Source organism: Peribacillus sp. Hz7 (assembly GCF_042136355.1).
Classification (GTDB): domain Bacteria; phylum Bacillota; class Bacilli; order Bacillales; family DSM-1321; genus Peribacillus; species Peribacillus asahii_A.
This window is the reverse complement of the sequence record NZ_JBHHJV010000015.1, coordinates 1-15924: the sequence shown is the minus strand read 5'-3', so window position 1 is coordinate 15924 and position 15924 is coordinate 1. Positions and strand designations below refer to the sequence as shown.

Genomic DNA, 15924 nt, shown 5'->3' with positions numbered 1-15924 from the left:
CTCTACATTGAATCGCTTCTTTGTTCTTTCATTATATAAAATCGTATCGTTTGGCGGGAATAATTTTAATCTATTCCTATCTCAGGCTTTTCACACGTGTAAAATTTGTACAAGTAACAGCGGCGTGTTTCCTTTTGCATTTTGTTCAGTATAAACCCAATCTTTTTCTTTCATAATAAAATGGAGTTAATGATAAGGGGGGCTTAGATGAGAGGGTGGACCAAGCATTTATGGATTGGACTTATAGTTTGGATTGCATTAATAGATAGTGTTGATGCAAAAATGAGTTCAAAGGAAGAAGCGTACTTCGATTATTATCGTATTGCCTTACAAATGATGAAAACGAAGGTAGAGGATGTTCCAAACACTGGTGATGCAACACTTGATTTCTTGTATGAAATGATTCCGCTTCATGAAGCGTCCATTGCTATGTGTGAAAATATCATGAGGTTTAGTGACCATTCAGAAGTGAAACGGATTGCCAAAAAGATAGTCCATAATCAACTTATTGAATTAGATAAAATGAAGGTACTTTTAGAGGAAATGAAAGAACATCCCCATATAGAGTTAGAAAAGGAAGAAGCTTATTTGGAAGTATATAAAGATTCGTTTCAACAAATGATTGAGAAAATGGAAAGGGCTAAAACTAAAGGGGATATTAACCAACATTTTTTAGAAGAAATGATTTCGCTTCATGAAGGAACGGTTGAAATGGAGATTACAATTTTACAATTTACCAACAGTGGGGACTTGAGACGTATTGCAAGAACGATGCTTGTTGACCAAAAAACACAACTTATACAGATGCAAAGAGTAATGAAGATCATTGAGTAATAGAGAATGGTGTTCTATAAAAATAGACAATAAAAGCAATGGCTGATAAACTTAAATATGATAATGATTATCATTATCGTATTTAAGTTTATCTTTATGAGAAGGGGAGTAGAGATGAATACATTAGAGAAAATGGAGTCCTTTATTGTTTTAGCTGAATGTCATTCTTTTACGGAAGCTGCTCGACGATTGTATTGTTCTCAGCCTACAATTAGTCATCATATAAATAAATTAGAAGAGAATTTTGATTCTAAGCTATTTCATCGTTCTGGAAAAAAGTAGAGTTAACGAAGCAAGGTGAAATTTTACTGCACTATGCGAGGGAAATTATGAATCTTGTTGATGAAGCGTCAGAAAAGATGAAGAAAGCCGACTATTATGAGTAAGTATTTCCATTTTATGTTAGTCATTATATTGCGGAGAACTACTTTCAAAAATTATGAGTCAACAGCAACTTAATTTGACATCTCAACAATATTACGAGATTAATAGCCACTGTTATGCTGATTTAAAAAGAAGCCTTCAGGAGAAGCAAACAAAATTTGCTATTATGAAGTGAGCCAAAAAGGTTAGACACGAATGTTAGGCAACCGTTTGGGCATGATTTTGGTATTGCACTGGACTCATGCCCTTTAGTTTTACTAATTCTATTTTAAAGCCCAAACAGACACGCCTTTTGCTTGAACAGGGAAGGTAGCGAATCCATCTTTTTCAATCGTGATTTTTGCAGGGTGAGCTTCTGTGAGGTCGACCCACACTTCTCCAGCGCGCTGTTTACCGACAAACATGCGCTTTTCGGTAGCTTTGTCATTAGAAAGGATAACAGCACATCCAGACTTTTGAATCGAAGGCTTTCCAAATCGAACCCAGCCAATAGCATGGGGATTATCAAAGTAGTCTTTTTGTTTTCCATATGCTTTTTCATAACGTGCATATAATAAAGAGTCGAGCATCTCTTGTTTGCCTTGGACTGGTACAGGGCCACGAATGCCATAATAGTCACCGAAAAATACGCAAGGGCGGCCAGAGCGTCTTAGCAAAATAAGGGCATAGGCTAGTGGTTTAAACCAATCTAGTACCCAAGATTCAAGTGATTCATAAGGTTGGGAGTCGTGATTATCAACAAATGTAACAGCATGTGAAGGGTGTGATTGAACGAGGGTTTGATGAAAAATAGTTCGTAAATCGAAGTCGGTGCCAGCTTTGGCGGCATCATAAAATTTATAATGAAGAGCGACATCAAATAAGTTCAATTGATAGTTTGTTTGCTTTAAATAGTGTTGAAGTACATGAGCATCTGCTTGCCAAAACTCTCCTACGATATAAAAGCGTTTACGTGTATAAGAATGGACTGCCTGTAACCATTCATTCATAAAGTCGCTATTAATATGTTTAACAGCATCTAAGCGAAAGCCGTCGCATTTCAATGTATCGATGACCCACTTTGCCCATGAAATCATTTCATGACGTACTTCAAGGATATCATAATCAATATTTGCAAACATGAGATAATCATAGTTGCCTAATTCATCGATAACATTCTTACTCCATCCTTTATGTTCACCTAGCAAGCGGTAAATTCCGATCTTTTTAGTTCTCTCATCGTAATCTGTTCCGTTGAAATGATGGGCATTCCATGTAAATGAGGAGTATTGTTGATTTCTACCTGGGAACGTAAATTTCGTCCATCCTTCTATTTCAAATGGCTTCGATAGTTCATTCATTCGGTTTTCTGGATCCACTTCGACAACATCGAATAGTTCTGTTTCATCTGCCCCTGCTCTATGGTTCATGACGATATCGATATACACACGAATTTCCTCATGGCGGCAAACTTCAATTGCTTCAAGGAGCTCTTGCTTTGTCCCGTATTTAGTACGAACAGTGCCTTTTTGATTAAATTCCCCAAGGTCATAGCCGTCATATATCCCGTACCCATTGTCGTTTGCTGATTGCCCTTTTGAAACAGGCGGCAGCCAAATGGCGTTAATGCCGACTGCTTTTAACTGAGGTGCAGCATGCTTTAATCTTTGCCAATGACAGCCATCTGCTGGTACATGCCATTCAAAAAATTGCATCATGGTATCGTTTCTTTTCATTCATTTCCCTCCTTTTTATCTATTTTTGTATATTTTTGTAATTATCATACTAGATATTGTCTGATTAGTAAAAAGCGATTGTTCCCTTTTTCACACTTTTATATGAAAAATACACCATTATCTTCATATAAATAGTAGTTCTGCTTTTTATCTCCTTGATGATGATTTAAGTTCACAAGTAATGTATAAAAAGAGTTATTGATATCTAAAATAAATCATGCTATCTTTAAATAATGTGGAAACGGTTACACATTTTCAAGATTGAGGTGAGAGATTTGGCAACAATTCGGGATGTAGCAAAGGAAGCTGGCGTATCTGTTGCAACAGTTTCACGCGTGATAAATGGCAGTGGCTATGCTCATGAAGATACAAGAAAGGCTGTAATTGCAGCTGTTAAAAAACTGCAGTACAAACCGAATGAAGTAGCGAGGTCTTTATATAAACGAAAATCAAAACTAATCGGCTTGATTCTACCTGATATTACAAATCCGTTTTTCCCCGAAATGGCAAGGGGAATTGAAGATTATTTACAACGGGAAGGATATCGTCTCATTTTCGGCAATAGTGATGAAAATAGAAAAAAGGAAAGAGAGTATCTAGATACCTTTTTGCAAAACAATGTCGTTGGCTTGATTATATCGACTAATGAACAAGATCATACGATATTTGATAATTTAACGATTCCAGCTGTATTACTTGACCGTACAGCAGGACATTTGCCAGCTGTGTATGCCGATCAACAACAAGGTGGTAGACTTGCTGCAGAGATATTACTAGCACGAGGTGCAAAAGAAATCACGATTATTAGAGGGCCTGTTGAAATTAAAACGGTCTATGAGCGATATTTATCAGCATTAAGTGTGCTGGAAGATGCTGATGTGAAAGTTCATATTTTAGATTCCACACTCTCTTATCAAGGAGCAAGAAAGTGTGCTAAAGAAGTATTGGTGAAATATCCGGAGACAGATGGCATTATCGCTTGTAATGACATTGTGGCGGCAACCATTTTGCAGGAAGCTTTAGCAATGGGAAAACGCGTGCCGGAGGACATTCAAGTGATTGGCTATGATGATGTTTCATTTACAGCTTTATTGCATCCCGCGTTGTCCACTATTCAACAGCCAGCCTATGAAATGGGAGCCAAGGCTGCAGAAATTTTAATTAAAAAAATTAATCAGGAAAAACTAGAAGAGATACACACCGTATTTCCTGTGTCATTTATAGAAAGAGAAACAACAAGAGAGGTGGAGTAATCAACGATGGTGAAAATAGCAGTTGTCGGAAGTGTGGCCATAGATTTAGTCGTGACAGCAAATAAACGTCCTATCGCAGGAGAAACTGTTCTAGGTGATTCATTTAGAACGGTCCCTGGCGGAAAAGGAGCTAACCAAGCTGTTGCAGCGGCGCGTTTAGGAGCAGAGGTTAGTATGATTGCTTGTGTAGGAGATGATGTTTACGGACAAGCGATTAAAAATAATTTACGAGACAACGGTATTGATATAACGTATGTGGAACCGGTTACAGGTATTGCATCAGGTACAGCTCACATTACGCTTGCAGAAGGAGACAACAGTATTATTGTCGTAAAAGGGGCAAATGATTCTGTTACTCCACAATTTGTTCAACAAGCTCAGCCAGCTATTGAACGTGCAGATATTATTTTAGTACAACAAGAGATTCCAGAAGAAACCGTTGTTTATTTAGCGGAACTTTGTACAAAGCTAGGTAAAAAATTATTGCTAAATCCAGCTCCTGCGCGTAAAATCAGTGAGGTTGTTATTGAACAATCCACTTATATTACACCAAATGAGCATGAATTTGTACTTTTATTTGAAGGGGAAAATCGTGCTGACGTACTTAAAAGATATCCTAATAAAATTTTCATTACAGAAGGAAAGAATGGCGTTCGCTATTTTGATGGAAATGAAGAGAGGGTTATTTCTAGCTTTATCGTGGAAGCGATAGATACAACGGGAGCCGGAGATACGTTTAATGGTGCGTTTGCGGTAGCTGTTGCAGAAGGAAAGAGTTATGAAGAAAGCGTAAGATTTGCGAATCGAGCAGCTTCACTTTCCGTAACAAAGTTCGGCGCTCAAGGCGGTATGCCGACAAGAGCCGAAGTGGAAGGGAGCTTGAATGGATGAAACGTCACGGCATATTAAACAGTGCTATTGCAAAGGTTCTAGTTGATTTAGGACATACTGATTATATCGTGATTGGCGATGCCGGATTACCTGTTCCTTCTCATGTACCGAAAATTGATTTAGCGTTAAAAGCAGGCACGCCTACTTTTCAAGAAGTAGTTCGCCTTGTACACGAAGATATGGTCGTAGAGCAAACGATTGCAGCTGAAGAAGTGAAGGAACAGAATCCTGCGCAGCATCAGTTTATCGAACAACAATTTCAAGGCAATGTGGTCTATGTGTCACATGAAGAATTTAAAGAGCTGACGAAAAAGGCGAAGGTAGTTATTCGCACAGGAGAAATAACACCTTATTCCAATTGTATCTTACAGTCTGGTGTATTTTTTTAATGAAACGAGGTGCAGAAGATGAAAATCGAGATGCGCGATATTTATAAAGCGTTTGGTCAAAATAAGGTGCTAGAAGGTGTGGACTTTGATCTAGAACCAGGTGAGGTCCATGCACTTATGGGTGAAAATGGTGCTGGAAAATCAACCTTGATGAATATCTTAACCGGCCTTCATAAACAAGATAAAGGAACGATTAAGATTAATGGCGTAGAGACGGTGTTTAAAAACTCGCTTGAAGCTGAGCGTTCAGGATTAGCCTTCATTCGCCAAGAATTAAATATTTGGCCAGAAATGACTGTTTTAGAAAACTTATTTATTGGTCGTGAGCTTACAAATGCATTTGGTGTTTTAAAAACAAAAGAAATGCAAAAAATCGCGAGTGACATTTTTAAGACGTTAAATATTTCGCTTCCATTTGATAAAGAGGCAGGTCTTTGTTCTGTTGGAGAACAGCAAATGATTGAGATTGCGAAAGCGTTGATGACGGATGCAGAAGTCATTATTATGGATGAGCCAACGGCCGCTTTGACGGATCGAGAGATTGAGAAGCTGTTTGAAATCATGAAAGAGCTTACAGCTAAAGGTGTCTCACTTGTTTATATTTCACACAGAATGGAAGAAATCTTTGCAATCTGTGATCGGATTACCGTAATGCGCGATGGTCAAACCGTAGATACGACTCCTATTCCAGAGACAAGCTTTGAAGAAGTGGTAAAGAAAATGGTTGGCCGTGAGTTAGAAGATCGTTTCCCGCATCGTGAAGCAAAGCTAGGTGAAACGGTTTTAGAGATTAAAGGGTTAAGTCGAAAAGGCGTATTTAACCATGTCGATATGTCTGTACGTCGAGGAGAAATTCTTGGTGTTGCAGGGTTGATGGGAGCAGGTCGAACAGAAATTATGCGTGCTCTCTTTGGAGTGGATCAGGCCGATAGCGGTGAGGTTTTCATTGAAGGAAAGAAAGTAAGCATTCGTCAACCGATAGATGCGGTAAAACAGGGACTAGCCTTTATTACCGAAAATCGTAAAGATGAAGGCCTTATTCTAGACTTTTCAGTTCGAGAAAATATAGGGTTACCGAATTTAGGAAGCTTTGCTCCAAATGGTATCGTGAAAGCAAACGAAGAAAAGCAGTTTGTGGAGATGATGGTGAAACGTCTGTCCGTAAAAACAGCTTCAACAGAAACCATTATCGGTAATTTATCTGGAGGAAATCAGCAAAAAGTCGTTATTGCCAAATGGATTGGTACGTCTCCTAAAGTATTAATTATGGATGAGCCAACAAGAGGGATTGATGTAGGTGCGAAACGAGAAATTTATGAACTAATGAATGAACTTACAGAGCGTGGCTTAGCGATTATTATGGTTTCTTCCGAGCTTCCAGAAGTTCTTGGAATGAGTGATCGAATCTTGGTTATTCATGAAGGGAAAATTGCTGGTGAATTAGCTAGACAAGAAGCAACACAAGAAAAAATTATGGCATTAGCGACAGGAGGGAACTAGGTTGAGTACACAAGGAAAACTAAATGATGGTAATACATCGATTTGGCAAAAGTTTGGACCGCTATTCGCATTGCTGCTTTTATTTGTTGTCATCGCAGCGTTAAATCCATCCTTTTTGGAACCTTTAAATATTATGAACTTATTGCGTCAAACATCGATTAATGCACTCATTGCATTTGGGATGACCTTTATTATCTTAACAGGTGGGATTGATTTATCTGTTGGTTCTATTTTAGCGTTATCTAGTGCATTAATGGCGGGTATGATGGTGTCTGGGATGGACCCAATTTTAGCTATATTAGTTGGGGTCTTACTGGGTACACTAATGGGTGTATTAAATGGATTGCTTATTACAAAAGGAAAGATGGCACCATTTATTGCAACCCTTGCAACGATGACTATTTATCGTGGTTTAACACTCGTTTATACAGAAGGTAAGCCCGTTACAGGATTAGGGGATTCAGAGTTATTCCATATGCTTGGTCGAGGGTACTTCTTTGGAATACCTGTTCCAGTAGTCATTATGATTATTGCCTTTTTCGTATTATGGTTCCTGCTTCATAAAATGTCTTTCGGAAGAAAAACATATGCAATTGGTGGGAATGAGAAAGCGGCACGAATTTCTGGTATTAAAGTAGACCGTGTCAAAATTATGATTTACGGGATTGCTGGAACAATGGCCGCTTTGGCAGGAGCAATCTTAACATCTCGTTTAAATTCTGCACAACCTACAGCTGGTCAAGCATATGAAATGGATGCAATTGCTGCGGTTGTATTGGGCGGTACAAGCTTAAATGGCGGGAAAGGTCGCTTATTCGGTACATTAATTGGTGTACTAATTATCGGTACACTGAATAATGGTCTAAACCTGTTAGGTGTCTCATCTTTCTATCAACAAGTGGTGAAAGGTGTAGTTATCATAGTTGCGGTCTTATTAGATCGTAAAAAATCTTAAAAGAGGTGCATACAATGAAGAAGTTATTCTCAATTTTGATGGTTCTTTCGCTCATGGTTTTAGCAGCTTGCTCATCTGAGTCTAAACTAGAGAACAACAAGGCTGAGCCAAAAGAGTCAATGGAAGATGTAACGGTGGGTGTAAGTATTTCAACATTAAATAACCCATTCTTTGTTTCATTAAAAGAGGGTATTGAAGCAAAAGCAAAAGAAAAAGGAATGAAAGTTTCTGTTGTTGATGCTCAAGATGATACAGCAAAACAAGTTAGTGGAATTGAAGACTTAATTCTGAAAAAAGTAGACCTTTTAATTATCAATCCTACAGATTCAGCTGCGGTTTCTTCAGCTGTTCAATCAGCTAATGATGCAGGAATTCCGGTTATTACAGTTGACCGTTCTGCAGATGAAGGAGAAGTTGTAACATTTATCGCTTCTGATAATGTAGCTGGTGGAGAACAAGCGGCTAAATATATCGTAGAACAACTTGGTGAAAACGCAAAAGTAGTTGAATTAGAAGGTGTATCAGGTGCTTCTGCTACTCGTGAACGCGGTGAGGGCTTCCATAATATTGCGGATAAGCAACTAGATGTTTTATCAAGCCAAACAGCTGAATTTGACCGTACAAAAGGTCTTAATGTAATGGAAAATATGCTTCAAGGAAATAAAGATATTCAAGGTGTATTTGCTCATAATGATGAAATGGCTTTAGGTGCAATCGAAGCAATTAAAGCAACAGGTAAAGATATTCTTGTTGTTGGTTTTGATGGTAATGAAGATGCACTAAAAGCTGTTGAAGCAGGAGACTTATCAGCAACAGTTGCGCAACAACCTGCTTTAATCGGTGAAGAAGCAATCGCAGCTGCTGAAAAAATCCTTAAAGGTGAAAAAGTAGAAGAAACGATTTCTGTACCATTGAAATTGGTAACAAAAGAATAAAACAGTAAAAAGCAGGCTTTCTTAAAGTTCGTTCTTTAAGGAATCCTGCTTTTTTTGAGACTTTGTTATATGACGCTGTTGATTGAACACAGCCTTATAGATAGGTGGGTTTATTTATATGTAACTGACTGTAGCTGTTTATACCAAGCTTTGGTTTCCTCTGCATCCTCGCCATTAATGAAGATGTTCTTTCCGTCGACTTCTATGTGTAGAACTTGAGTCGACCCATCCTTATGAATAAACAGTATACTGCGGTTATAGCCCTCTACTTTAAAAGAGCCCTTTGCAACCCGTTCGGTGCCAAAGCCATTTAACTTGGATGTAACTGTAGGCATTTCATTTAGTAAATTCACTCCTGTGATGTCTGAGTAAGACCATTCATCCCCAGACATACCGGTAATCTCAAATGATGTCTCCTTTAAAATGAATTCACTCTTTTTTTCTCCAATAAGAAAAAGCGTGGTAACGAACCCTACTATAATGACAAAGAGAGTAGAATAAATAATATAGCTTCGCTTACGCTTTGCTGGCAGCTCATATTTCGATAGATAAATGCTGCCGCTTAATGTGAAAATAAGGAGAAAGCCAAATTGAACTTCGAATGCATAAGGGAAAGACGTAAAGGATAAAGGCAGTAAAATAAGCAAGCCCATTCCAGTTAGCAGAAGCCAAGAGCCTGTTTTTTGAGGATAGCCATTTTGAATTAGCTGTTGTTGTTCTGCATCTGAGCGATTATTAAAGCCGGATATTAACCAATATGCTTTTTTTTGTCGAATACTCCAGCCAAGCAGCAATAATAGGAAAGCTATCCCTAGGTGTACAATCATAAGCCCTGACATGATAGCGCACCTCCTTTTATGTTTCTTTTCCCTATATTACCATTCATTTTATAAAATGTTGCATATAAAAGATTCCGTTCAGTTTATAAAAGGCTTTTAGCTTGTTTCATGTGAAACAAGCTAAAAGCCTTTTATAAATAGATCAAAATCAATAAAAAAACTGCCGAGAAAATCTCGACAGTCTTAACTAAGTTATATGAAATTAAACAAGTCCTTGGAACATCATAGCGTCTGCTACTTTAAGGAATCCGGCGATGTTAGCACCTACTACTAGGTTACCAGGTTGGCCGTATTCTTCAGCTGCTTCAACGCTGTTTTTATAGATATTTTCCATGATTGCGTGTAGTTTTGCATCAACTTCTTCAAAGCTCCAAGCAATTCTTGCACTGTTTTGAGCCATTTCAAGAGCAGAAACTGCAACACCGCCAGCGTTAGCTGCTTTTGCTGGTCCGAAAAGGATTCCGTTATTTAAGAAGACATCGATTGCTTCAAGTGTTGAAGGCATATTCGCACCTTCACCAACAGCTTTTACGTTGTTTTTAACAAGTAATTTTGCCGATTCTTCATCAATCTCGTTTTGAGTTGCACATGGAAGAGCGATATCACAAGGGATAGACCAAATACCTGTGCTGCCTTCATAATATTCCGCTTCAGGATGAGCATCTACATATTCGCTTAAACGTTTTCTTTCTACTTCTTTTAAGCGTTTTACTGTATCAAGGTTAATTCCGTTTTTATCGTAGATGTAACCGTTGGAATCACTACATGCAACTACTTTTGCACCTAGTTGAGTTGCTTTTTCGATTGCGTAGATTGACACGTTACCTGATCCAGATACAACAACTGTGCTGCCGTGGAATTGTAAGCCTTTATCCTTTAACATTTCTTGCATAAAGTAAACTGTACCGTATCCAGTTGCTTCTGTACGAGCTAAGCTTCCGCCGAAACCAAGACCTTTACCTGTTAAAACACCAGCTTCATAAGCACCGCGCATTTTTTTGTATTGTCCGAACATATAGCCGATTTCGCGACCGCCAACACCGATATCACCTGCAGGTACGTCTGTATCTTGACCAATGTGACGACCTAATTCAGACATGAAGCTTTGACAAAAACGCATGATTTCTGCATCTGATTTACCTTTAGGATCGAAATCGGATCCACCTTTACCGCCACCGATTGGCTGTCCAGTTAATGAGTTTTTGAAAATTTGTTCAAATCCTAAGAATTTGATAATACTTGCATTAACGGATGGGTGGAAACGTAATCCACCTTTGTAAGGTCCGATTGCGCTGTTGAATTGTACACGGAAACCACGGTTTACATGTACTTTACCTTGATCATCTGTCCATGGAACACGGAAAGTAATCATGCGTTCTGGCTCAACGATACGCTCTAGAATACCAGCTTCCATATATTTAGGTTGTTTAGCGAAAACAGGAATTAATGAAAGGAAAATTTCTTTAACAGCTTGGTGAAATTCACTTTCATTTGGATTTCTGTCTTTTACTTGTTGGTATACAGTGCTTACATAATCTTTAGCAATTTGAAGTTCTTGTTGGTTTGTCTCTTGGATAGTTGCCATTTTGTCTGTCTCCCCTTAATTTAATAATTTGGTTATTATATAATGTAAACAAAAGTTATTAATTTAATGTTTTTGATATATGTATCGTATCGTGTAGAATTAATAATAACAATCTGAATATTAGATAAATAAAATGCCGTTTTAAGATGAAAGAGGTTACATATATGGAACTAAGACAGATTGAATACTTCATAGAAGTAGCAAAACGAGAACATATGACGGAAGCAGCCGCGGCTTTACATGTTGCTCAATCTGCTGTGAGTAGACAAATATTTAATTTAGAAGCTGAATTAGGTGTACATTTATTTTTCCGTGAAGGTCGTACAATTAAACTTACACCAATTGGTAAAACATTCTTAAATCATATGCAACAAGTCGTTGGCGTTATTAATGAGGCGAAAAGGGAATTAGCGGAAAGTCTCGATCCAGAAAAGGGGACTGTTCGAATTGGTTTCCCCAGTAGTTTAGCTGCGAATGTACTGCCTAATGTAATTTCTGCCTTTCGAAAGCAATATCCAAATGTTCGTTTTAAATTAAAGCAAGGTGCGTATGTTCACTTAATTGATTCAGTCATTAAAGGTGATATAAGTATGGCGTTACTTGGGCCAACGCCACCGAGTGATAAAAAAATTGAAAGTGAAATATTTTTCACAGAAGAACTGGTGGCGCTTGTTTCAGAAAATCATCCTTTAGCTCAGAAATCATCTTTAAAATTAAGTGAACTTCAAAATGATTCTTTTGTATTGTATCCAACGGGATTTATTTTAAGAGACGTGGTGATTGATGCTTGTCGTCAGCACGGGTTTGAACCGAACGTTGCCTTTGAAGGAGAAGATACTGATGCAATTAAAGGTTTAGTAGCAGCAGGACTTGGCGTAACGTTAATTCCAGAAATTACACTAGTGGATAGTTTGCCGCGCTCAACGGTGAAATTACGAATTAAAGATCCTCAAGTAAGGCGCTCTGTAGGGGTGATTATTCCAACTGATCGAAGCTTGATGCCTACGGAACAACTTTTTTATGATTTTATGAGGGACTTCTTTAATCAATTACAAGGGTTTCAATAACATTAGGGGAGAATTCATCTTAGATGGATTCTTTTTTGATTGGTTGTCTTAGACAATATTGTTGATAAAACGATTGGGGTCTCTCGCGTTTTATGAGACCAGAGCGAGCAGGAGCCAAAAATCAACCGTTTTCTATAACAAAGCCTTTTGATTAAAAGTGACTTTTCTTTTTTAGGGATGGATTAGAGAATTGTTCTATAAAGATAACATTGAAAAAAGTTAGTGCTTTTCCTGTATTATATTGGAGTAATTTTTGAGGAAAACTAATAATTATATCAAAATATATCGACGAGCAATTGTTAAACGCAGGATTTTCTGTAAAATGTTTATAAATCAACAGTTTAATATTTGTTATGTAAGCGTTTTTATTTTATCAGAATAGAATTTATTGTTTACATTTTCAGAATATTAGTGATATTATAACAACAGACATTATGGAAGGGGAACATTTCAATGAGTAATCATACACATACAGCTACTAATATTATTATTCTCTTATTATGTTAAAAGGACTGAAACAACCATAACATGGAATTGTTTGAGTCCCGCTTGTCATTGTTTTACGAAGGCGCTCAAGCAGTAATAAGTGAAAGCGAGCGCCCATCCAAAAGGACGGGTTTTTATTTGATTATATAGGTTTGAAAATTCAGAAAATTCTGGGAGTTGAAATAAGATGAAAGAACGAGGATATGTTAGTGATCGAATGTATAAAGCTTCGACAGGAATTGCGAATGCGGTATTGGTCACGTTAGGGATTGGTTTATTATTCGAATCATTTGGTAAGTATCTAGGATGGGATGTCTTTTTGGCAATCGGTGGCGCAGCGAAAGTTCTATTAGGGCCAGCCATCGGTGCTGGAGTTGCCTATCAGTTAGGCGGTAACTCATTAGTAATCTTTAGTGCAATGGCTTCTAGTGCGGTCGGTGGCGCGGCGATTCAGCGAACAGCTGAGGGTGCTTTTACGATTGTCACAGGACAACCAATTAGTGCGGTCATCGCAGCGTTAATTGCAACGTATATTGGGAAACGTTTAGAGGGTAAAACAATCCTTGATATTATGGCAATTCCATTTGCAGCTGTGTTAGTTGGGGGAGTATCCGGTTATTATTTAGCGTTAGTTGTAACACCGTTTTTAAACTGGTTAAGTAGTCAAATTACAATGGGGGTTGAAGGTTCACCGTTAATCGGTTCAATGGTTATTTCTCTTGTATGGAGTATTCTTTTAATGACCCCCGCATCCTCTGCTGCGCTAGCGATTGCTTTGCAGATGGATCCAGTATCAAGTGCAGCGGCGTTAATTGGATGTACAGTACAATTTGTAGGCTTTACAGCTATGTCTTTAAGAGATAATGATTTAGGCGGTTTCTTAGCTCAATCAGTTGTTACACCGAAAGTTCAGTTTCCGAATTTAATTCAAAATCCGCTTTATGTGATTCCGACGTTTATTGCTGCAATCGTTTGTGCACCAATTGCCACGATGTTATTTGATTTTCAAGTATCGTATGAATTGGCTGGCATGGGATTAAGCTCATTGATTGCACCGATTGCGATTGTCACAACACAAGGATTAACAACATTTTTAATTTACGTAGCAGTTGGTATGGTATTGCCTATTATCATTACACTTTCTATTCATCGTTTATTAAAAATGATGGGGAAAGTAAAAGCGGGAGAATTACATTTAGAAGTACGATAAAATAGAAAAGAATAAAAGCAGCTTGATGGAAAACATCAAGCTGCTTTTATTCTATATGAAGGTTTTTGTTCATTTTAGGGTAGAATGGGAAAGGACATAAATCGAGAAAGTAGAGAAGAGATGGAATCAATGAATATAGAGATGCAGATTCAAGTAAAAGCAAAATTTGTTCCTAAGTATGAAAAAGGGTATCCGTTGATTATGAAGGAATCTATCTTAAATAGTCAGGATCTTCAAGATGAAGGGGCCATTATTAGGTTGGTGGATGAGCGTAATCACTTTATTGCTAGAGGATACTTTGGGAAGCAAAATAAAGGATATGGCTGGCTGCTAACGCGAAGCGAACATGAAAGTATCAATACCGAATTTTTTGTGAAAAAAATTCGTCAAGCCTTTCAGAACCGCCAAGCTTTCTTTGAAAATCCTGAAACGACTGCCTTTCGTTTCTTTAATGGAGAGGGAGATGGCATTGGCGGCATAATTATTGATTATTATGACGGTCACTATGTAATTAACTGGTATAGCAAAGGGATTTATACATTTAAAGAGTATGTGATTAATGCGTTACAACAAGTTGTTAAAGTGAAGTCAATTTATGAGAAAAAGCGCTTTGATACGAAAGGGCAGTATGTGGAAGATGATGATTTTGTTCTAGGTGAGCAGCCGGAATTTCCATTACTTGTGAAAGAAAATGGCGTTCAATTCGCTGTCTATTTGAATGATGGAGCGATGGTGGGGGTTTTCCTTGATCAACGGGATGTACGTCGTACGATTCGTGATCAATATGCAAAGGGGAAGCATGTGCTCAATATGTTCTCTTATACAGGGGCTTTTTCTGTATTTGCCGCACTAGGCGGAGCGGCAAGAACGACAAGTGTGGATTTAGCCAATCGGAGTTTACCAAAAACGGAGGAGCAGTTTCGTGTAAACGGTATTGATCCTGAAAAACACAATATTGTTGTAATGGATGTATTTCATTATTTTAAATATGCAATAAAAAAGAATTTAAGATTCGATATGGTCATCCTTGATCCACCGAGCTTTGCAAAATCAAAGAAATTTACATTTAGTGCAGCGAAGGATTATCAAAATTTATTAAAAGAAACGATTCAAATTACTGAAGATCATGGAATAATTGTAGCTTCGACTAATTGTAGTACATTTGATATGAAGAAATTTAAGCAATTTATTGATGGAGCTTTTCGTGAGAGTAATGAAAGGTATAGAATACTTGAAGAGTTTTCTTTACCAGAGGATTTTAAAACAATTTCTGAATTTAAAGAAGGCGACTATTTGAAGGTAGTGTTTATTCAAAAAGGGTGAAAAGGGGCATACATGCTGATATAGGGGGCATGTATGTCTTTTTATATATGTTGAGAGTTAAATCAGGGATACTCTTTATAGAAGATAAATGGTATGAGCCATTTTATTTTCCGTTGTGAATCTTGATTAATTTATTGAAGAAGTAACAATAATATAGATGCAATGAAAAAGTGCTTCAATCAATTGTATAAGCTTTATATTTTTCTTTAATAAAGGTAAGTTTATTTTTTTAAAAAAAGATGTTGACTTTATTATGTGAGGAGAGTATCATAAAGAAGTCGCCAAGAGAGAAGGCGATTTAATAAACCAGAAAAACTTCGTAGAAGTTGACAACTATTCATTCTTGTGTTAAGATGAAAAAGTTGAAAGATTGCTCTTTGAAAACTGAACAAAACAAAGCGCCAACGTTAATTTTTTGAGTGGGCACACACTATAAAAAAAGTGCAACATGAGCAAGTCAAATTCTATCGGAGAGTTTGATCCTGGCTCAGGACGAACGCTGGCGGCGTGCCTAATACATGCAAGTCGAGCGAATCAATGGGAGCTTGCTCCCTGAGA

The 15924-nt window shown here is 37.6% G+C and carries 14 protein-coding genes and 1 rRNA gene; 12 read left to right on the top strand and 3 right to left on the bottom strand.

Features of this window, described 5'->3' with window-relative positions; all coding sequences use genetic code 11:
- Positions 1–207 precede the first annotated feature (207 nt).
- Complete coding sequence (locus ACE199_RS17110) at positions 208–834, top strand: DUF305 domain-containing protein (protein WP_375350908.1); 627 nt, start codon at positions 208–210, stop codon at positions 832–834.
- A 114-nt stretch (positions 835–948) separates the two neighbouring features.
- Positions 949–1116 (top strand): helix-turn-helix domain-containing protein, encoded by a 168-nt coding sequence (locus tag ACE199_RS17105; RefSeq protein WP_375350907.1) that lies wholly within the window; start codon positions 949–951, stop codon positions 1114–1116.
- 365 nt (positions 1117–1481) lie between these two features.
- Here ACE199_RS17105 and ACE199_RS17100 read toward each other — a convergent pair whose 3' ends face one another.
- Positions 1482–2933, bottom strand: a complete 1452-nt coding sequence (locus tag ACE199_RS17100; protein ID WP_375350906.1) for an alpha-amylase — start codon at positions 2931–2933, stop codon at positions 1482–1484.
- Positions 2934–3208: 275 nt separating this feature from the next.
- On the opposite strand from ACE199_RS17100, the gene ACE199_RS17095 reads away from it, so the two are divergent.
- Genes ACE199_RS17095 through rbsB form a run of 6 tightly spaced genes read left to right on the top strand, consistent with a single transcriptional unit; the run spans position 3209 to position 8856 of the window.
- On the top strand, positions 3209–4186 hold the full coding sequence (locus tag ACE199_RS17095) for a LacI family DNA-binding transcriptional regulator (protein ID WP_375350905.1): 978 nt from the start codon (positions 3209–3211) through the stop codon (positions 4184–4186).
- Positions 4187–4192: 6 nt separating this feature from the next.
- A complete protein-coding gene (gene rbsK, locus ACE199_RS17090; protein WP_375350904.1) occupies positions 4193–5077 on the top strand; it encodes a ribokinase in 885 nt (294 codons plus the stop codon).
- Entirely contained in the window at positions 5074–5466 is a 393-nt protein-coding gene (gene rbsD, locus ACE199_RS17085) for a D-ribose pyranase (protein WP_375350903.1), read from the top strand. Before rbsK ends, rbsD begins: the two co-directional genes overlap by 4 nt.
- Before the next feature lie 18 nt (positions 5467–5484).
- A complete protein-coding gene (locus ACE199_RS17080; protein WP_375350902.1) occupies positions 5485–6966 on the top strand; it encodes a sugar ABC transporter ATP-binding protein in 1482 nt (493 codons plus the stop codon).
- A 1-nt stretch (position 6967) separates the two neighbouring features.
- Positions 6968–7921 (top strand): ABC transporter permease, encoded by a 954-nt coding sequence (locus ACE199_RS17075; protein ID WP_127762322.1) that lies wholly within the window; start codon positions 6968–6970, stop codon positions 7919–7921.
- A 14-nt stretch (positions 7922–7935) separates the two neighbouring features.
- A complete protein-coding gene (rbsB, locus tag ACE199_RS17070) occupies positions 7936–8856 on the top strand; it encodes a ribose ABC transporter substrate-binding protein RbsB (RefSeq protein WP_375350901.1) in 921 nt (306 codons plus the stop codon).
- Between the two features lie 110 nt (positions 8857–8966).
- Here the strand turns inward: rbsB and ACE199_RS17065 are convergent, their stop codons facing one another.
- Positions 8967–9695: a DUF3784 domain-containing protein gene (locus ACE199_RS17065; RefSeq protein ID WP_375350900.1), complete on the bottom strand. Its 729-nt coding sequence runs from the start codon at positions 9693–9695 to the stop codon at positions 8967–8969.
- Between the two features lie 202 nt (positions 9696–9897).
- Positions 9898–11280, bottom strand: coding sequence for an NADP-specific glutamate dehydrogenase (gene gdhA / locus ACE199_RS17060; RefSeq protein WP_127762319.1), 1383 nt, complete (start codon positions 11278–11280; stop codon positions 9898–9900).
- 164 nt (positions 11281–11444) lie between these two features.
- On the opposite strand from gdhA, the gene gltC reads away from it, so the two are divergent.
- The 4 genes from gltC to ACE199_RS17040 form a co-directional block, all read left to right on the top strand.
- Positions 11445–12347 carry a glutamate biosynthesis transcriptional regulator GltC gene (gene gltC, locus ACE199_RS17055; RefSeq protein ID WP_252292299.1) on the top strand — a complete coding sequence of 301 codons (903 nt, stop codon included), beginning with the start codon at positions 11445–11447 and terminating at the stop codon, positions 12345–12347.
- 673 nt (positions 12348–13020) lie between these two features.
- Complete coding sequence (locus tag ACE199_RS17050) at positions 13021–14043, top strand: PTS sugar transporter subunit IIC (protein WP_252287879.1); 1023 nt, start codon at positions 13021–13023, stop codon at positions 14041–14043.
- A gap of 129 nt (positions 14044–14172) precedes the next feature.
- Positions 14173–15366: a class I SAM-dependent rRNA methyltransferase gene (locus ACE199_RS17045; protein WP_375350899.1), complete on the top strand. Its 1194-nt coding sequence runs from the start codon at positions 14173–14175 to the stop codon at positions 15364–15366.
- A gap of 464 nt (positions 15367–15830) precedes the next feature.
- Positions 15831–15924, top strand: a 16S ribosomal RNA gene (locus tag ACE199_RS17040); the annotation flags it as partial.